The organism is Shewanella sp. SACH (genome assembly GCF_001887095.2).
In the GTDB taxonomy this organism is placed as follows: domain Bacteria; phylum Pseudomonadota; class Gammaproteobacteria; order Enterobacterales; family Shewanellaceae; genus Shewanella; species Shewanella baltica.
On sequence record NZ_MPDG02000002.1, the window covers coordinates 1,110,867 to 1,130,860 of the forward strand.

17 protein-coding genes and 1 pseudogene are annotated in these 19,994 nt (G+C 41.4%); 17 read left to right on the forward strand and 1 reads right to left on the reverse strand.

The genetic code is table 11. The features are described 5' to 3' along the window. Positions 1 to 9: 9 nt before the first annotated feature. On the forward strand, positions 10 to 795 hold the full coding sequence (locus tag BM607_RS12840; protein ID WP_071939666.1) for a VacJ family lipoprotein: 786 nt from the start codon (positions 10 to 12) through the stop codon (positions 793 to 795). 121 nt (positions 796 to 916) lie between these two features. Then, positions 917 to 2,020, forward strand: a complete 1,104-nt coding sequence (locus tag BM607_RS12845) for a response regulator (protein WP_012089690.1) — start codon at positions 917 to 919, stop codon at positions 2,018 to 2,020. Between the two features lie 109 nt (positions 2,021 to 2,129). Here the strand turns inward: BM607_RS12845 and BM607_RS12850 are convergent, their stop codons facing one another. Continuing rightward, a complete protein-coding gene (locus tag BM607_RS12850) occupies positions 2,130 to 3,635 on the reverse strand; it encodes a peptide MFS transporter (protein ID WP_071939665.1) in 1,506 nt (501 codons plus the stop codon). A gap of 475 nt (positions 3,636 to 4,110) precedes the next feature. On the opposite strand from BM607_RS12850, the gene rfaH reads away from it, so the two are divergent. From rfaH to BM607_RS12925, 15 genes and pseudogenes are all read left to right on the forward strand, one after another. Then, entirely contained in the window at positions 4,111 to 4,617 is a 507-nt protein-coding gene (gene rfaH, locus BM607_RS12855) for a transcription/translation regulatory transformer protein RfaH (RefSeq protein WP_006085591.1), read from the forward strand. 994 nt (positions 4,618 to 5,611) lie between these two features. After that, complete coding sequence (locus tag BM607_RS12860) at positions 5,612 to 8,098, forward strand: SLBB domain-containing protein (RefSeq protein WP_071939664.1); 2,487 nt, start codon at positions 5,612 to 5,614, stop codon at positions 8,096 to 8,098. Between the two features lie 143 nt (positions 8,099 to 8,241). Then, positions 8,242 to 8,675 (forward strand): annotated as a pseudogene (locus BM607_RS12865) (four helix bundle protein). A 148-nt stretch (positions 8,676 to 8,823) separates the two neighbouring features. Further along, entirely contained in the window at positions 8,824 to 9,795 is a 972-nt protein-coding gene (locus BM607_RS12870; protein ID WP_071939663.1) for a Wzz/FepE/Etk N-terminal domain-containing protein, read from the forward strand. 72 nt (positions 9,796 to 9,867) lie between these two features. Continuing rightward, positions 9,868 to 10,857, forward strand: coding sequence for an exopolysaccharide biosynthesis polyprenyl glycosylphosphotransferase (locus BM607_RS12875; RefSeq protein WP_170927468.1), 990 nt, complete (start codon positions 9,868 to 9,870; stop codon positions 10,855 to 10,857). A 37-nt stretch (positions 10,858 to 10,894) separates the two neighbouring features. Beyond that, on the forward strand, positions 10,895 to 11,974 hold the full coding sequence (rfbB, locus tag BM607_RS12880) for a dTDP-glucose 4,6-dehydratase (RefSeq protein WP_071939661.1): 1,080 nt from the start codon (positions 10,895 to 10,897) through the stop codon (positions 11,972 to 11,974). 73 nt (positions 11,975 to 12,047) lie between these two features. Further along, on the forward strand, positions 12,048 to 12,914 hold the full coding sequence (gene rfbA / locus BM607_RS12885; protein ID WP_071939660.1) for a glucose-1-phosphate thymidylyltransferase RfbA: 867 nt from the start codon (positions 12,048 to 12,050) through the stop codon (positions 12,912 to 12,914). Positions 12,915 to 12,925: 11 nt separating this feature from the next. After that, positions 12,926 to 13,348, forward strand: coding sequence for an FdtA/QdtA family cupin domain-containing protein (locus tag BM607_RS12890; RefSeq protein WP_071939659.1), 423 nt, complete (start codon positions 12,926 to 12,928; stop codon positions 13,346 to 13,348). Beyond that, positions 13,326 to 13,787: an acyltransferase gene (locus BM607_RS12895; RefSeq protein ID WP_071939658.1), complete on the forward strand. Its 462-nt coding sequence runs from the start codon at positions 13,326 to 13,328 to the stop codon at positions 13,785 to 13,787. The genes BM607_RS12890 and BM607_RS12895 overlap by 23 nt, the downstream gene beginning before the upstream one ends. 1 nt (position 13,788) lies before the next feature. Then, on the forward strand, positions 13,789 to 14,892 hold the full coding sequence (locus BM607_RS12900; protein WP_071939657.1) for a DegT/DnrJ/EryC1/StrS family aminotransferase: 1,104 nt from the start codon (positions 13,789 to 13,791) through the stop codon (positions 14,890 to 14,892). Continuing rightward, positions 14,889 to 16,139: an O-antigen translocase gene (locus BM607_RS12905; RefSeq protein WP_071939656.1), complete on the forward strand. Its 1,251-nt coding sequence runs from the start codon at positions 14,889 to 14,891 to the stop codon at positions 16,137 to 16,139. Before BM607_RS12900 ends, BM607_RS12905 begins: the two co-directional genes overlap by 4 nt. Positions 16,140 to 16,225: 86 nt before the next feature. Then, on the forward strand, positions 16,226 to 16,699 hold the full coding sequence (locus BM607_RS12910; protein ID WP_249269588.1) for a DapH/DapD/GlmU-related protein: 474 nt from the start codon (positions 16,226 to 16,228) through the stop codon (positions 16,697 to 16,699). 7 nt (positions 16,700 to 16,706) lie between these two features. Beyond that, on the forward strand, positions 16,707 to 17,684 hold the full coding sequence (locus BM607_RS12915) for a glycosyltransferase family A protein (protein WP_071939655.1): 978 nt from the start codon (positions 16,707 to 16,709) through the stop codon (positions 17,682 to 17,684). Further along, positions 17,685 to 18,872, forward strand: a complete 1,188-nt coding sequence (locus tag BM607_RS12920) for a hypothetical protein (protein WP_071939654.1) — start codon at positions 17,685 to 17,687, stop codon at positions 18,870 to 18,872. It begins immediately after the preceding gene. Then, a complete protein-coding gene (locus tag BM607_RS12925; protein ID WP_071939653.1) occupies positions 18,869 to 19,957 on the forward strand; it encodes a glycosyltransferase in 1,089 nt (362 codons plus the stop codon). Before BM607_RS12920 ends, BM607_RS12925 begins: the two co-directional genes overlap by 4 nt. Positions 19,958 to 19,994: the final 37 nt, after the last annotated feature.

The window sequence follows — 19,994 nt, forward strand, 5'->3', positions numbered from 1 at the left end:
GAGAGCGATATGAAGTTGAAATGGATGGGATTATCTTTGGGGTTAATGCTGTTGCCTAAAGTGCAAGCGGCTGAAGTGCCCGTATCAGATACCATTCAGCAGGAAGCACCTGCTAAGGTACAAATCAGCTATGATGATCCCCGCGACCCGTTCGAAGGGTTTAACCGTGCAATGTGGGATTTTAACTATCTCTTTTTAGATAGATATTTATATCGTCCTGTTGCCCATGGTTATAACGATTATATTCCAATGCCAGCTAAAACAGGCGTCAATAATTTTGTACAGAATTTAGAAGAACCTAGCAGCTTGGTAAACAACGTGCTGCAAGGAAAGTGGGGCTGGGCGGCGAATGCCGGTGGACGTTTTACCATCAACTCTACAGTCGGTTTATTAGGTGTCATTGACGTCGCAGATATGATGGGTATGAGCCGTAAGCAAGATGAGTTTAACGAAGTGCTTGGTTATTATGGCGTGCCTAACGGACCTTACTTCATGGCGCCGTTTGCGGGGCCTTACGTCGTGCGAGAACTCGCGTCTGATTGGGTTGATGGTCTATACTTTCCCTTGTCTGAGTTAACAATGTGGCAAACCATTGTTAAATGGGGACTTAAAAATCTTCATTCCAGAGCGTCTGCGATCGATCAAGAACGACTCGTTGATAATGCACTCGATCCTTATGCCTTTGTCAAAGATGCGTATTTACAACACATGGACTATAAAGTCTATGATGGTAATGTTCCTCAAAAACAAGATGATGATGAGTTACTCGATCAGTATATGCAGGAGCTTGAGTAACCCTCTAGGCCGTACTTGACAGCATTTGTCGTTAGTATTCAAGTGTTAGCCTTATCGAAAAACGTTATCGGCATGTTCACTTGAGTAATGGTTAAGCGATGAACTCTATTCGGGAACTTTTATGGCGTTAAATGGTGTTGCGGTTCTTTTAGTTGAAGATGATCCGGTGTTTCGGCAGATTGTCGCAAGCTTTCTTGATACTAGAGGCGCACAAGTCACGCAAGCCTGTGACGGTGAAGAAGGATTATCACTTTTTAAATCGCAGCACTTTGATGTTGTTCTTGCAGACTTAAGCATGCCTAAGCTTGGCGGGCTCGACATGCTTAAGGAAATGACAAGGTTAGCGCCGCTTGTCCCTTCTGTTGTGATCTCAGGTAATAATGTCATGGCTGACGTTGTTGAGGCATTACGCATTGGCGCCAGTGATTATCTCGTTAAACCAGTATCCGATTTATTCATCATTGAACAAGCCATTAAACAAAGCCTCCATAGTTCCTACATTGATGATACCCAAGCTGCCGATTTTGAAGCCCTATCCCATCAAGAGTTAAGCGATAATCTCGCCTTGCTCGAGCAGAGTGTTGCTGCGGCAAAGCAAGTGCAGCAACAATTGTTCCCCGCTTCAAACATAAGCTATCCGGCGGCGAAGGTTGACTACAGTCTGTATAAAAATAGTGACATTAGCAGTTACTTTATTGATTCAACTATGGTCGGCACTGATCACTTGATCATGTATATGGCGCATTTATATCCCGAAGATAATCGAGCTGCTTTTGCTTGCGTTCTGCTGAGAAGTTTTGTTAATCAGAAACTTAAAGATTTTCGAAATGGCCAGAGTCAAAGCATCATTGAACCGTTCAATATGATGAGCTACTTGAATGAACGTTTAGTCAAGTCGGGTCTCGATATCAAAGCGGATATGATTTATGTCTCTATTGAGCTGACAAAGTACCGTGCTGCTATCGCGCAGGCTGGGAAGGGGCTGCGTTGCTATTTGCGTAATGACGAGGGATTAAGCCCGCTAGCACTCTCAGAGAGCCTTCAGCTGGGTGTATTAGATTGGGGTAAGCCGAGTATTCAGTTCCGCAGTCTTTTACCGCAAGAGCAGTTATGTATTGCGACCAGTGAGCCGGAACATAAACAAGCTTTGCTTGAGAATAAGTTTAAGGGATTGGTTTACGATGCCGCAATGCCCGAAGGTGGTTTCCTACAGTTGAGTCTTTAGTTCGTCGCTAATGTTATTATGAAGTTAGTATTCAATTCAAACACGACACAACGAAAAACGCCTTACTATTGCTAGTAAGGCGTTTTTGTTTTTACAGTCGAATAGCTAATTAGCGTTTTATTGCTTCATGTTCTGCAGTTACAGCAATTTCACTTTCTAATACTTCTGCTTCAGTCTGGTGCTTGCTTTCAGCGCCATGCATCCAGTCCACTAATTTATCAGCCATAAAATACAGAATAATGCCTGAAAGTGCCGCTGTAATGGCAATGCCAGAGAAGATCGCCATTGCATTCGCCAGTTGCTCTTCCTTTTCACCGCCATGGCCGATGAATGAGCCAACCACACCGCCAATCTTGTTGGCGGCAGCGACGAATAGGAACCAAGCGCCCATCATCAAAGAAGCAATGCGCAGAGGTGCTAACTTAGTCACCATAGATAAACCGATAGGTGACAAGCAAAGTTCACCCATAGTGTGGAAGAAATAAGCGCCCACTAACCACCACATGCTCGATTTAACCGATGCATCGCCACCCATCTGCATTACAGCACCTATCATGAATAGGAAACCGATCGCGAGTAAGAACAGACCAAGTGCAAATTTCACTGGAGAGTTAGGTTCATTCTTACCTAAGCGGATCCAGATAGAAGCAATCACAGGTGCAAATAATACGATAAAGATAGCGTTTAATGATTGGAACCAAGTCGTTGGGACTTCAAAGCTACCGACCATGCGATCGGTGAACTCGTTAGTGAACAAGTTCATTAAACCGCCAGCTTGTTCGAAACCAGCCCAGAAGATAATTGTGAACAAACCCATTACCATGATGACTTTGATACGGTCACGTTCAACTTTGGTCAGAGGTTCTTTACGTACTTCGCCTTTCTCTTCCGCTTTTTGCTTTTCAAGCTTAGCGGCGGGCACTCTGCCGATATCGCCTAAATACTTCTGCGCGAATAAAAATTGGATGATTAAAGAGAAAATCATACCAACACCAGCACAGAAGAAACCTGCTTGCCAATTGTTAACAAACACTTCTTGTCCATCAACAATAGTAGCGTGTCCGAAGCTAGTATAAGCCCAGGCAACAATAAAGCCTGACAGGGCAGCACCTAAGTTGATGCCCATGTAGAAAATGGTAAATGCGCCATCACGACGGTGATCGCCTTCTTCGTAAAGATCACCCACCATAGTGGAGATGTTTGGCTTGAATAAACCATTACCCAGAATGAGAGTACCCAGACCAATATAGAACACAGTTGTTTCTAAACCTGGGATCCAACTGTGCGGCGCGGCAAGTAAGAATTGACCCGCAGCCATTAAAGCGCCACCAAAATAAATGGCTTTACGTTGACCCAGTACGTTATCGGCTAACCAGCCGCCGATAAGTGGCGTTAAGTAGACTAACCCTGTGAAGGTACCATAAAGCGATAATGCTTCTGCTTGAGTCCAACCTAGACCATGCCCGCCATCACTCTGCACTTTATCGACTAGATAAAGTACCAAAATGGCGCGCATTGCATAATAACTAAAACGTTCCCAAAGTTCTGTTGTAAACAGCAGGAACAATCCCTTAGGATGCCCAAGCATCGTTCCTTGTGGTTTTGCTACGCTCATGAAGTCTTCCACCTTAAGCTCGTGATTGCCTGTGGGCCCCTGAAACAGGATGATGTCGCCACAGAAAAATGGTTGTTGCTCGTCCCAATATCGCCTGCAGGTTTAATCAGCAATCAATTAACACAAATGCATTCATTAATTGTTGAATAACCGCTAGTTACGTATGGGTTATTGTTACGTTCTTATAATTAAAGTAATGTATTTAGCTGTAAAATGAGTATTTTCGCTAAAATCCCACCTTATATACCCCTTAAAAGCAACCAAAGTCAATTTTGGTAAGCTAAGTGGTGACATTATCAGCAATATAGTGTTGCCGTGATTTTAGATGTTAATTCGCTAATGTAGACGTACATCGTCTGCATACCGAGCGAGAGGCTGGAATAGGCGAAAAACTACTTCCATCGACTTAGGCATCTTTGCTATGATTGCCGCCCGTGAATGGACGTCACTTAAAATAGGGTAGTGAGATTAGCGTATGAAGGCATGGTACCTTTTGTATTGTAAGCCTCGTAGTGAAGCGAGAGCGCAACAGAACTTAGCACTTCAAAATTTAGAGACGTATCTACCTATGGTCTCTGAAGAGAAATCTCAACGCGGACGGAAACAGGTCTGTCGTGTACCTTTATTCCCTAATTATTTATTCATCAATTTCGACCCAAGCCAAACAAGTGTTAGGCAGGTCCACTCTACTCGTGGTGTGAATCGAATCGTTAATTGTCAAGAAAAAATGACGCCCATTGACGACAGAATTATCCATGCCATTCGCATGAAAGAATTAACGCCTTCCCAAACGGTATTAGCCGAAGCATTAGAGCTAAAAACTGGGGAAAAAATTCGTTTTACAGATGGGCCATTTGTTGATCTAGAAGGTATTTTTCAAGAAAAATGCCCCAATAAGCGTTGTCATGTTCTATTCAACATTATGGGACAAATAAAGACAGTTACAGTGCCAGAGCAAAGCGTTGAAAGAGTTTGCGGTTAAGTAAGTGATGCAAGCGACATTGTAAGAATTACGATGATGTGTTTGTAGGATATTAGCTATTTTTACGGTTCATGTTTTTTGCCTGCAATTTATGTAGGTCATTTAAGGCATTATAAATCAATGGTTTATTTTGAAGTTGAAGTTGTTGTCTTGTTTGGTTGCAAACTGATGTTTGAAATTTGAACAAGCAGCTTGTTTTTGTTTGTTAATTAACCAGCTAAAACTGAAAGTTTACAGTAAACTTGTAAAACTCAATGTTGTGATAATGTTTTAATTAGCTGGCTAGCCCACAGTGGAGGCTAGCTTAGTGTTTAAAGTGGGTATTGAGGCGAATAAGATAATTAGTCTAGTTAAGCTATTTTGTTTTTGCTTACCCAAAGTAGAAATTGCTCGGCGTGTTTTCTCAAAAGTTTGATGACGTTACTCGCTAGGAATACTAAAGGATTAGAGCCTTACCATTCTTTACAGTAAAGAATGCTATAGCTTTATTGCTTGAAAAATATGAATTTTCGCATCGCGAAGGGCAATATAGAAGCCGCAATCTATGGGCGGTAGCGTGTCTGAAAGGTGAGAAACCGAAGGTTGAGCTCTCGAACGAGAGGTACGGATACCGAACTGGCAGTTATATAGGGATATATTTATCGAATGAATAGTTTCATTCGTTAAGCTGACGCCGAAGGCCTATGGCCGCCACGCGGATCGGTAGCGTGCCTGAAAGGTGAGAAACCGAAGGTTGAGCTCTCGAACGAGAGGTATGGATACCGAACTGGCAGTTATATAGGGATATATTTATCGAATGAATAGTTTCATTCGTTAAGCGGACGCCGAAGGCCTATGGCCGCCACGTGGTACGGTAGCGTGCCTGAAAGGCATTATGTATTTCTGGTTATGTAAAGACATCAAGCTGTTTACTGCTCAAACGTAGAACAAATTGTGCTACATCTGAATTCTAAAAAATAAGTTTTGCCCCAATTTTTATAAACGGAGATATCTGGTGCTACGACAAGTCAAAAAATTCATCATACTAGGCATAAGTGCCGCGATTTTGATGGGCGCGCAGGCTAATGCCATTACGCCATCTCCGCAGATGATCGAGCAGTTCAAAGCATTACCTAAGTCTGAACAAGAAAGATTAGCACGCCAATATGGTGTTGACCCTTCAATGATAACTGGGGCCGGTGCTACAGCGACAGTTGTTGAAAATCCTACTGTAGTTACACCACGCGCGGCGAAAAATAATGTGGTTGATCAATCGGAAAGCGACCAGTTAAATCAAGCGACTAAGTCAGAATCTACGGTTGAGGCAATTGAAGATAAAAAAGAAAATCAACTAAAGCGTTTTGGGTATGATCTGTTTGCTGGCTCGCCGAGTACTTTCGCACCTGTAAGTGATGTGCCCGTACCTGCTGAGTACATGATTGGTCCAGGTGATAGTTTAAATGTTCAGTTGTTTGGTAAAGAAAACAATCAGTACATATTAACAGTGGGACGTGATGGTGCCATTCAGTTCCCTAATTTAGGACCAATATCCCTTGTAGGGTTGAGTTTTGCTGAAGTGCGTGAATTATTACAGCAAAAAATTAGCCAAAGCATGATAGGTATAGAATCAAGTATCACTATGGGCGAATTACGCTCAATACGCATTTTTGTTGCTGGTGATGCCTTCCAACCCGGTTCTTACACTGTTTCAAGTTTGTCGACAATCACCCAGGCCTTATTTATCTCTGGTGGAGTCAACCAAATCGGTAGTCTACGTGACATTCAAATCAAGCGCGCAGGTAAAACGGTAGGTCGTTTAGACTTATATGACTTACTACTGCGTGGCGATGCCTCTGGGGATATTCGTTTACAATCGGGTGATGTCGTGTTCATTCCATCTTCAGGTGGTTCTGTGAGTGTGATGGGTGAAGTACGTCGTCCTGCTATTTATGAACTCAAAAATAATGAAACAATGGCCGATGTTATTCGCATGGCGAGTGGTCTAAACCCTGGCGCTTATCCTAAAGCCAGCACAGTAGAACGTTATAGTAACGAATCAGTTAAAACGGTAATCAGTGTAGATTTAACAGAAAATGTTGGTTTAAACACCTTAGTTAAAAATGGTGACCTTTTAAATGTAAGATCAGCCTCAAGTCGTATCGATAATGCGATTACTGTCGCAGGTGCTGTCGTTCGACCTGGTAAGTATCAATGGACGAAAGGTTTGACAGTTGCGGATTTACTCCCTTCAATTTGGGGTGACCTCACCATTTCAGCTGATTTGGATTATGCCTTACTAGTACGTGAGATAAATCAGCGTGGCGATATCCAAGTTGAGCGTATTGCCCTCGGACGAGCAATAGGTGAGCCTAAATCACACTACAATCCTCAATTAAATCCGCGTGATTCAATTATTGTGTTTGATTATGCAGACCGCGAAGCGTTACTAAAACCAATAATTCAGAAGCTGAGAGAGCAAAGTCGTTTTGGTGATGCTGCTAAGTTAGTTAACATTAATGGTAACGTGCGTTTTCCTGGGCAATACCCAATTACCATCAATGCTGATGTTAAAGAGTTACTAATCGCGGCGGGTGGATTAGAGGAAGGTGCTTATACACTTGCGGCAGAATTAACTCGTCAAAATGTTTCTGAGCAAAATGGGGTGTCAGTTGAGCATGTGCAGCTAAGCTTAGACCGCGTAATGCAAAATGATCCATCTGCAAATATTAAGCTACAAAGCCGCGACATTCTAACTGTTCGCACCCTTCCAGATTGGCAAGATACTCGTTGGGTAACCATTAAAGGGGAAGTCAAGTTCCCCGGTACCTATAGCATTCAACGCGGTGAAAGCTTAAAGGATGTTCTTGCTCGTGCAGGCGGCTTAACGAGTGATGCCGCTCCTCGCAGTGCGGTATTTTTACGTAAATCAGTAAAAGATAAAGAGCAACTTGAGTTATCAAAACTCGCTGATGAATTACGCCGAGAGATTGCCGCGAAAGCGTTGACCAAAGATACCCCAACTATTGGCTATAACGATGCGCAGCTGATGTTAAATCAGCTTGAAAATGTTAAAACTGTCGGCCGATTAGTTGTTGATATTAATGCCATTGAATTAGGTATTGATAGCGCAAACCTTATGCTTGAGGATGCCGATGCCTTGTACATTCCACCGACCAATCAAACGATTTCAGTCATGGGCCAAGTGCAACACCCAAGTACACACAGATACAAGCAAGGTATGACTTTCGATCAATATCTGGCTTTATCTGGCGGAGCGCGTAAACGTGCCGATGAATCACGCTCTTATGTACTGAAAGCTGATGGCTCAGTCCAAATGCCTGAATCATCTTTTTGGTTTAATGGCGGTAGTGCCATGGAACCAGGCGATACCATAGTTGTACCACTAGATACTGAATATAAAGATAACCTAACCTTATGGTCACAGATAACCGGCATTATTTATAATACTGCAATTGCTGTATCGGTAATCTCAGGGCTGTAAAACGAAGATGCAAGGGTGTTGCTTCGCAACGTCTAGGACGCTGCACAAAACGCTGCTGCTATGACGCTCGCAAGCTCTAGAATCTAGAAGGAGCGAGGCGACGCTCTGATTTTTCTAGACTATCGCGACTGAAAGGAGCCCATATGCGATTCGAACAATTGGATGTTTGGAAACGCGCTTCGCGATTATCTTGTCAAATATATCAAGTGACAGAATCAGTAAGTAATTGGGGTTTTAAAGATCAAATAACTCGTTCAGGGTTATCTGTCCCTTCAAATATTGCTGACAAAAGTGCAGGAGCAACTTTTGAACGATGTGACTTTAGCGTCGACCTCGAAGAGGTGAGGTACATGGATGTACCGAATAAGGTAAAGAGCGTGAAACACTAAAAGATCAAATTCGCTTTTTGTACTATGCCAAAGGCTCTCTAGGTGAGTTAGTCACTCAACTCTATATAGGTATTGAAGTTGGATATTTGGCAAGGGAACCCGCGTTACTTATGGTCCAAGAGGCAAAAGAATTAGCCAAAATCTTAGGTGCAATTATCAAACAAAAGCAAAGTAAGAGTAAAAGCTAAGAAGAATGCGGCTCTGCAGCGGCTAGAACGCCACTATGTGGCTCTAGAATCTAGAAGGGCGAAGCCCGCTCTGCTTTTAGCTTTTGCTTTTATAGAAGCGCAGCGCTCTAGCCGCGCAGCGTACTAGAATCTAGAATTTGAAGAGCCAATGAACACACAAATTACTCAAAATCCAAATACATACCAATCCGACGCAAGGTTTCCTCAAGTGCAAGATGATGAAATCGATCTACGAGAACTTTTTGCCGTCATCTGGCAAGGCAAATGGTTGATCATTGCCATTACAGCAGTATTCGCTATTGGTTCTGTGGTGTTTGCGATAATGCAACCTAATATCTATAAGTCTGAGGCATTACTGGCACCTGCTGCTGAAGAGCAAGGGGGAGGTTTGAGTGCGTTAGCCTCTCAATTTGGTGGTTTAGCCAGTCTTGCTGGAGTGAATTTAGGCGGTAAAGGGGGGACGGATAAAACCCAACTTGCTATTGAAGTATTAAAATCCCGTCAATTTACCAGTGATTTTATTCAAAAGCATAATATTCTCGCCGACCTAATGGCCTCCAAAAAGTGGGATAGAGATCAAGATAAAATAATTTATGACGAAGACGATTATATTAAAGCCACAAACACTTGGGTGCGTGAAGTTGAGGCGCCTTTAAAGTCAGAACCCTCAATGCAAGAAGCCTACAAAGAATTTAGCAAAATCTTTTCAGCAAGTACGGATAAAGAAACAGGAATGGTGACACTATCCGTAGAGCATTTATCCCCAACGGTTGCCGAGCAATGGGTCACTTGGTTAATTGAAGATATTAATAAAGTGATGAAAGAGCGCGATGTAGCTGAAGCTAATCGCAGCAGTGAGTTTTTAAATAAACAAATCGCCTTAACCAATGTTGCCGATATTAAGACAATTCTTTATAAGCTAGTCGAAGAGCAAGCCAAAACTATAATGTTTGCCGAAGTACGCGATGAATATGTATTTAAAACCATAGATCCAGCATTTGCACCCGAAGAAAAGGATAAGCCTAAACGCGCGTTAATATGTGTACTAGGCACAATTTTGGGGGGGATGTTAGGTGTGATGTTTGTATTGGTAAGGCATTTTATAAGAAAAGAAGATTAGGATTCAATTGCGTGTATTAGAATGGCTTTAAGCCTACTAGTACCAGAACCTATTAACAATTTGGTTTATTGTATGAATATACGTGTAAATGAAACGGTAGATACTGAAGAGTTTCAACCAATTAAAACAGTAATTAAACGTTTTAAGTCAAAACGACAGGTACTCACTCAGGAAGTTATTTATGTCTATTGCCCTAAAGATAGGGAATTAGAAATCGGTGAAATTATTGATGACTATTCATTTGATATGGTCGTTAATGACTACAGCATTACAGATCTAAGTTGCAAAGTAATTTGCCACTTTGAAAGTGCGCGTTTAACAAAAGAGCAAAGACAATTTTTAGTTAAAGCAACTGAGCTTGGCGCTTGGGTTGAACCTCTGGTCAGTTATTTAGACGAAAGACTGGGTTACACCGAAGTGCGTTTACTCCATAGTGGTTATTTTTTGCACCAAAAAGCTTTTTCTATTCTATCGACTAAACGTACTCAATTAGCAAAACGTATAATAGACTTATTTGCAGCGTTTTTACTCTGCTCTATCGCTGTACCTATTGGCTTGATAACTGCCTTAGCAATTAAATTAGAAAGTCCAGGGCCTGTGTTTTATAAGCAACGGCGTACTGGACAGTATAATGATGAGTTTGAAGTGATTAAATTTCGTTCCATGCGTAACGATGCTGAAAAATCAGGTGCGCAATGGGCAAGTCAGAATGATGCCCGTGTAACTAAAGTGGGTAACTTTATCCGTAAGACTCGAATCGATGAGTTACCGCAAATTATCAATATTCTTAAGGGCGAAATGTCAATAGTTGGCCCAAGGCCTGAGCGCGAAGTCTTTATAGCCGAGCTGGAAAAAGAAATTCCCTATTATCGTTTTCGACATGCGGTTAAGCCTGGTGTGACAGGGTTAGCACAAGTTAGTTATCCTTATGGAGCATCAGTTGAAGATGCAGTTTGGAAACATAAATATGATATTTATTATATTAAGCACCATAGCTCACTTTTAGATTTTAGAATTTTACTAAAAACGGTGAAAGTTGTGTTATTCGGTATGGGTAGATAGTTTTAGCTCTTATTTATAATTATGTAGGTCAAATTTAATGAAGATTTTAGTTACTGGTGGTGCAGGTTTTATTGGTTCTGCAGTAGTTCGCCATATTATTGGCAACACCCAAGATTATGTGATTAACGTAGATAAACTTACATATGCAGGCAATCTTGAGTCACTTTTAAATTTTGACAAAAATCAAAGATACGCGTTTGAGCAAGTTGATATTTGTGACAGAGCTGAACTTGATAGTATTTTTGTACTGTATCAGCCAGATGCTGTTATGCATCTAGCTGCAGAGTCTCATGTTGACCGCTCAATTACTGGCCCTTCAGATTTTATTCAGACCAATATTGTTGGAACCTACACTTTATTAGAAGCTGCGCGCCACTATTGGGCCCAACTCGATGCTAAGCGTAAGTCAGCATTTCGTTTTCATCATATTTCAACTGACGAAGTGTATGGCGATTTACCTCATCCGGATGAGCAAGAAGGACAAGCAGTAAATCAAGAGCTACCTTTATTTGCTGAAACTACGCCTTATGCACCTAGTAGCCCATATTCTGCCTCTAAAGCTTCAAGCGACCATCTAGTACGCGCATGGTTGCGTACCTATGGGTTACCGACGATTGTGACCAACTGCTCAAATAACTATGGGCCTTATCATTTTCCAGAAAAATTAATTCCGCTGGTAATTCTCAATGCACTCGAAGGTAAGCCTTTACCAATTTACGGTAAAGGCGACCAAATTCGTGATTGGTTATATGTTGAAGATCATGCTCGCGCGCTATATAAAGTGGTTACAGAGGGCAAAGTTGGCGAAACTTACAATATTGGTGGCCATAATGAAAAGCAGAACATAGATGTGGTGAAAACCATTTGTAGTATATTAGATTCATTGGTGCCAAAAGCTACGCCTTATGCCGAGCAAATTATCTATGTCACAGATAGACCTGGTCATGACCGACGCTATGCCATAGATGCAACAAAAATGAGTAATGAGCTTAACTGGCAACCACAAGAAACCTTCGAAACAGGCCTTCGTAAAACCATTGAATGGTATTTAGCGAATCAAGAGTGGTGCCAACATGTTCAAGATGGCACTTATCAACGCGAGCGTTTAGGTGTTTAATCTCTTTTAATACTTTTTATCGTCCTAGTTTTATTTAAACTTAGGCTCTATTTATCTAGGAACTGATTTTACTATGAAAGGAATTATTCTCGCTGGAGGTTCTGGCACACGGCTTTATCCTATTACTAAAGGCGTATCAAAACAATTATTGCCTGTCTATGATAAGCCAATGATTTACTATCCTATTTCAGTGCTTATGCTGGCTGGTATCCGTGATATTTTGATTATTACTACGCCAGAGGAGCAATCTTCTTTTCAACGTCTTCTTGGTGACGGTAGTGAGTTTGGTATAAATTTGCAGTATGCAGTTCAAGCAACCCCTGATGGCCTAGCGCAAGCTTTTATTATTGGTGAAGAGTTTATCGGCAAAGATCATGTGTGCTTAGCGCTTGGGGATAATATCTTTTGGGGCCAAGGTTTTTCACCAATACTTAAAAATGCTGCCGCAAGGCCAACAGGCGCATCAGTATTTGGTTATCAGGTCAAAGATCCTGAACGTTTTGGTGTAGTGGAGTTCGACCATAGTCAAAAAGCAATAAGCATTGAAGAAAAGCCTCCTAAACCTAGATCGAACTTCGCAGTCACTGGTTTATATTTCTACGACAATCGTGTCGTTGATATTGCAAAAAATGTTAAACCATCAGCACGAGGTGAGTTAGAAATCACCAGTATTAATCAAGCCTATCTTGAATTAGGCGAATTAAATGTTGAGCTGCTGGGTCGTGGTTTTGCTTGGTTGGACACAGGTACTTATGAAAGTTTATTAGAAGCCGCTTCATTTGTTGAAACAATTGAAAAACGTCAAGGTTATAAAATAGCCTGTCTAGAAGAAATAGCATGGCGTAATAAATGGCTGACTGATGAGCAGATAATCTCAGCAGCTAATCAGATGGCCAAGAATAGTTATGGACAATACTTGTCTGATTTATTGAATAAATAATTGAGATAAAAATGAGTTTGATTAATCTATTTGATTTCCCTGTGCTAGGTGATGATCGCGGAGCTTTGGTGGTATTAGAAGGCAACCACAATATTCCGTTTGAAATAAAACGTGTTTATTATATCTATGGGACAGTACAAGGCATTGCTCGAGGTTTTCATGCACACAAAACACTTAAGCAAGTAGCTATTTGTCTTAAGGGATCCTGTCGCTTTATTATGGATGATGGTAAGAACAAGCAAGAAGTAACCTTAGCCAGCCCTGATAAAGGGTTACTAATCGATTCTATGCAATGGCACGAAATGTATGACTTTTCCGAGGGTTGCATATTAATGGTACTAGCAGACCAGGTTTATGATGAGTCAGATTATATTCGCGAATATTCAACATTTATTGAGGCGGTAAATACTCATGTTTATTCATCCGCTAAGTGATGTACAGAGCAGGAAAATAGGCGAAGGTACTCGCGTATGGCAGTTCGCCATTGTGCTTAAAGAGGCCACAATCGGTCGCGATTGTAATATTTGTGCCCATACTCTGATTGAAAATGATGTGGTGCTGGGAGATAACGTAACCGTTAAATCTGGCGTATATATTTGGGATGGCACAAACATTGGTAATAATGTTTTTATAGGTCCTTGTGCGACCTTTACCAATGATAAAATGCCTCGTTCTAAAGTTTACCCTGATACATTCTCTAGAATAACCATCGAGGACCATGCCTCTATTGGGGCTAATGCGACCTTGTTACCCGGCATAACGATTGGCAAGCATGCAATGGTGGGTGCGGGTTCTGTGGTGACTAAAGATGTGCCAGCATACGCTGTAGTTGTGGGTAACCCAGCCAGAATCATTAAATATATAGAGCAGTAACATGATTAACTTCCTCGATTTAAAAGCTATTAACAATCAATATCAGCAAGAACTAAAAGATGCCTGTGCGCGAGTGATTGACTCCGGCTGGTATATCATGGGCAACGAGCTCACCCAATTTGAAGCCGAATTTGCAGCTTATTGCAGTACTAAACATGCAATAGGTGTTGCCAATGGTTTAGATGCATTAATTCTCACTTTACGTGCTTGGAAAGAATTAGGTAAACTCAAAGCTGGTGATGAAGTCATCGTTCAAGCCAATACTTATATCGCATCTGTACTCGCTATTACTGAGAATGATCTAGTTCCTGTATTGGTTGAACCTAATCCAGCCACGTTTAATTTAGACTTTTCTACTGTGAGAGCAGCGATTACATCTAAAACAAAAGCCATATTACCTGTGCATTTATATGGCCAAATTTCACCTATGCCTGAAATTATGACGCTTGCAGAAGAGTTTGACTTATTAGTACTGGAAGATTGCGCCCAATCACACGGTGCTGAAATTAACGGTAAACGTGCCGGGAACTGGGGTGATGCGGCCGGTTTTAGTTTTTATCCGGGAAAAAACCTTGGTGCTCTTGGCGATGCTGGTGCAATTACTACGAATGATGATGAATTAGCTCAAACTCTTAAAGCCTTACGGAACTATGGTTCGCATAAAAAATATGAAAATAACTATAAAGGTGTTAATAGCCGTTTAGATGAAATACAAGCCGCCATGCTCCGCGTTAAGTTATGCTATTTAGAAGCTGAAACCGCTCGCCGACAGCTGATTGCTCAAACTTACCGCGCTAATATCAGCAACTCGCTTATTACACTACCGCAAGTGGATAATGAACTCGTACACGTATGGCACTTATTTGTTGTGCGCTGTGAGCAACGTGAAGCACTACAAGCACATTTAGCTAAAAATGGTATCCAAACGCTGATTCATTACCCTATTCCCCCTCATAAGCAGCAGGCTTATAGTCATTATGCCGATATACAGTTGCCACTGACTGAGTTAATCCATCAGCAAGTGCTCTCTATCCCGCTCGATCCAACCATGAACGATGAAAATATAGCTAAAGTTATTGCGGCGATGAATGAGTTTGCTGGATGAAGCGTTTACTCAAAGTCACCGCGATGACAGGGCTACTAACCTTGTTAAAAATGGCGATGGGGTTTGTGATTGCAAAAGTGGTGGCTATTTATACTGGTCCAACTGGTTTGGCGATGCTTGGACAAGTTCAAAGCTTGGTGGGCAGTTTAAACGGCATCATTAATGCGCCAGCTGGAAGCGGTGTGGTGCGTTATACAGCAGAAAATAGAGAACAAGGGTTTGAGGCTTGCGCACCTTGGTGGCGCGCAGCTACGCAATGGATGCTGATCATCTCGGCTATTGCTATTCCTGTTGGGGTATTATTAGCCAAGCCGATTGCCAGTAGCTTATTTAAAGATGCGAACTTAGCTTGGGTGGTGATGGCTACCGTGTGCGTGCTGCCCTTTGCAGCGATTGGCACCTTGTGTAATTCGGTGATCAACGGCCAACAATTATATCGCCGTTATGTTGGCCTTGGCATGGTCTCGGCGCTAATTTCTGGCGGCGTAATGCTGGCGATGATTGTTCTGCACAATATTGAGGGCGCACTATTAGCCGCAGCAGTACAAGCGGCCTTGATCGGTGTGGTGATGTTAATTGCCAACCTGCGCCAGCCTTGGTTTAAACTGCGCTATTGGTGGGGCGCTGTGGAGCCTAAAGCGCGCAAACAAATTGGCGGTTATATGTTGATGGCGATCACCAGCGCCTTGACTGTGCCTGTATCGTTAATCTTGGTGCGCAATATTTTAATTGACCAAGTTGGCTGGGATGCTACCGGCCAATGGCAAGCGGTATATAAAATCTCTGAAGTTTATTTAGGAGTGATTACCATAGCGCTTGGCACCTATTATCTGCCGCGCTTGGCATCATTAACCGGTATTGATGCGATTCTTAGTGAAATTCATAAAACCGCGCGGGTGATTATCCCGATAGTCTCTGTTATGGCTCTTGGCGTATATTTATTGCGGGATGTTGCTATATCACTGCTGTTTACAGAAGAATTTCGTAGTGCTCGTGAATTATTTGGTATTCAATTAACCGGAGATGTGATTAAAATCGCTAGCTGGTTATACGCTTATCCTATGTTATCTCGTGGTGCTACTAAATGGTTTATGGGCACTGAAATAGTATTCTCGTTCTCATTTGTCGCCTTAACCTATTTATTTGTTGCTAATATGGGGTTAAAAGGCGCAACTATTGCTTATTTGGTCAATTACTCATTATGTTTTATAACTATCTACGTAAATGTAAAAAAATTCGCCCAATAATCACCATTAAACTACGGAATCTTTTTTTTAATTTTTCGTATAAAATCGGTCTGTTGCCTAGTGTTGTTTGTACTGGTAAAGTGAGGGTGGTTCAATCATTAAATATTCAAGGGAAAGGTAGATTCCTTTTAAATAATGGTTGTGTATTAGGTTGTTATCCATCGCCTAATCTCTATCATGGGGAGTTTTATCTTGAAGCAAGACATTCAACGGCTAAAATTAATATAGGCGAACGTGTTTTTATTAATAATAATGCTAACATTATCGCGGATAGAACAAGCATTACAATAGGTGATGATACTTTAATTGGGCCCAATTTTATCTGCTTTGATAGTAATTTTCACTCACTGCATCCAGCGAAGCGCCTAAGCAGCGATTACAACTGTAAACCCGTCAACATTGGCTGTAATGTTTTTATCGGCGCTAACGTGATCATTTTGCAAGGTGTAAGCATTGGTGATAACAGCGTTATTGGTGCCGGTAGCATTATTTCGCAAGATGTCCCCGCGAATGTGATTGTGAAAGCTGTGCAGGGCTTGGCTTTTTTTGATTTGAAATGAGATGTAAATGAACACTAATACGGTCAAAAAAAATAATAAACAAATCGTCACGGTAGCAGTTATTACCTATCACTCCTCTGCTACAGTGCTGGAAACTCTCGATAGCATCGTTAACCAAAACTATGGGCCAGCGAATATCGAACTGATCATTTCTGACGATGGTTCAAAAGATAATACTGTACGGGTTATTAATGATTGGCTGGTACAGCACCAAACCAAATTTCATTGTGTGAAGTTTTATGCCAATAAAATAAATGGTGGAATTTCAAAAAACTGTAACGTTGCATGGAAAGCCGCTACTTCTGAGTGGATTAAGACTATTGCAGGCGATGATATTTTATTGCCAAGTTGTATCGCTGATAATATTGAATATATTACAGAGTGCAAAAATGACGATATTGCAGTGTTGTTTTCAAAAATGCAATCGTTCAAGGTATCTGAATTTGGTATTAAACAAGACTTATCAATTCTGCCTACATTGGATGACCAGAAAATATTTCAATTATCAGCGATTGAGCAATTTCGCTATCTGCAGCGGCAAGGTATATCAGGAGCGCCTTCCGCATTCATAAATAGGATTAAATTAGCCGCTATAGGTTTTGCAGATGAAAGGTTTTCAATGATAGAAGACCACCCTCTTTGGTTTAAATATACATCTAATAAAAATAAATTATTTTTTATGAACTCAGTCACTGTTAGGTATAGGATTGGTGACAGCGTAAGTAGAAGTAAAACAACCTTGATTAATGAACGATTTATAAAAGAAATTATTAACATTGATGAGGAGATAATAATCCCATCATTAAATGATGGCGGTTTTTTACTAGTGATTAGAAAGAGGTTGTGGGCTAATTTTGCACTATTAATTTCCAGGGCTTTTAATAACAGAGTTAATTGTGTTTCAAAATTTTTACTTTTGATTGCATTTTCAATTAGACCTGGATTTGTTAAATTTCAGCTATCTAAGTTAAAGCGGAAGAGTTAAATGAGAACGCTTTCCTATCTAAGCCTGTTTTTATTGGTTTTTGACTTGGCTATTCCTTCAGTGAAGTTTATTGGTAGTGCCCCATTTTCACTTTTGATATCTTTATCTGTATTGTTTATTGGTAATGGTAAATTAAACATAGAGGCTCAAGTTAAATACTTTACAGCGCCATTCTTTGTTTTTTATTTTGTCATTATATGTTTTGCATTGTTTAGGATTTCATTTAGTGGTGAATTGAATTATTTATTATCCATTTCTAAATCCTTGGTCATTTTTTCGGCTACTACATTTTATCTGCTTGCCTTTGGTTGTGAGCGCATAAACGATAAACTAATAAATATTTTCTTTATAAATGGTGTTATTTGCCTTATTGCGGGTTCCATTCCGGCAATCTTAGAATGGGTATATTTTTTCAAATCTGGCGTGGCAGAGCAAGGGTTTATTCCTTATCGCAATGCATTTTTAGCTGGCTCTGGTTATTTTGGCATGGCATCGGCTTATGCTGTTATCATTTTGTTATGTGCACATAAGTTAGTTAAAGATGGTTTGTCAGTTAATTTTGCTATTAAGTTTATGGTGATTTTAGTCGCAGGTGTACTTGCGGGCCGCACAGCTTTTGTTGGTGTCGCCATTTCATTTGTCTATATTATGTCGCAAAGCGTGAAATACAGTGGGCTTGGGGTTTTGCTAGTTGCAGGATTGGTAGCCATTATTTTGTCGGTTGATGCTTTGTCTGTTTATGCTGGTTGGATGTTTGAATTTATCTCCTTTGATGGTGATTCAGTAGCATTGTCGCGTACATCCTCTACTGATGAGTTAGATAAAATGTATTTTATGCCAGCGCATGACAGTACTTGGCTGTGGGGCGATGGCCGCTATGTGGACGGAGAGGGCTATTATATGCACACCGATGCAGGTTATATGCGTAATCTGTTTTTCGGTGGCTTACCTTTTGTGATAGCTGTGATTGCTTATGCTTGTTTGTTTGCATTTAAATCAAAAAGCGTATTTTTTACATTGTTTATCCTGCCTTTAGCTTTTGCCTTGCATTACAAAGGTGCCTTTATTTTAAATAATCCAGCTAGTGTGCCTATGTTGACTTTATTGGCCTTTTGGTTTTACCACGAGAGAATTAATAAGAAATGTAACGCTGGTATAGTACAAGCAGCAGGTAGGAGTTGTATTTGAACATCACCCTTATCATAACGGGCCTTGGTATGGGCGGGGCGGAGAGGCAAGTGTGTGACTTGGCCGATCAATTTGCCGATAAAGGCCATCAGGTATTATTAATATCCATGACTGGCGAGGCGGTTAATAGCCCGCAATCAGCCAATATTGAGGTTGCCGAACTCTATATGGCCAAAACTCCCATGGGATTTATTAAAGCCTATTGGCAGGCTCGGCGGTTAATTAACCAATTTAAACCCGAAGTGGTGCACAGTCATATGGTGCATGCCAACCTTTTTGCCCGCTTGCTGCGTTTAAGCACCAATATACCAAAACTAATTTGTACTGCTCACAGTTCTAACGAGGGTAGCCGTGGCCGCATGCTGGCGTACCGCATAACCGATACATTGTGTGATCTCAGTACTAACGTTAGCCTTGAGGCTGTGAATATTTCGGTAAAGCGTGGCGCCGCGCCTGCGAGTCGTATTATTGCAATGCACAACGGCATTGATATCGTGCGTTTTACCTTTAATTCAGCCAGCCGTACTTTCTTGCGGGCGCAATTACAACTGGCTGATAACACCCCTCTCATCTTAGCGGTTGGGCGCTTTACAGAGGCCAAGGACTATCCCAACTTATTAACCGCTTTTAGCCGACTGCCCAGTGAGTTAAGCCACACGAAATTGGCGATCATTGGCACAGGTGAAGCACAAACCATCATTTTAACACTAGTCGCGCAATTAGGCTTAACTGAACGGGTACATTTTTTAGGGCTGCAACGCAATGTCAATGAGTGGATGAGCGCCGCGGACCTGTTTGTGTTGTCATCTGCTTGGGAAGGTTTCGGTTTAGTGGTTGCTGAGGCCATGGCCTGCGAGCGGGTTGTGGTGGCTACTGATTGTGGTGGTGTAAAGGAGGTACTGGGTGATTGCGGTATCTTGGTACCGATTAAAGATAGTACCGCTCTGTCGAGAGGTTTGGTACAAGGTCTTACGGTATCCCCTGAGACTGCAAAAATACAAGGTCAATTAGCACGAGAACGGGTTGTACAGAAGTATTCATTAGAGGCGGTCACTGACAAATGGCTGCAATTATATAATGCGTAACATGTACAATATTTATAACGTCAGATTTTAAGAGTTT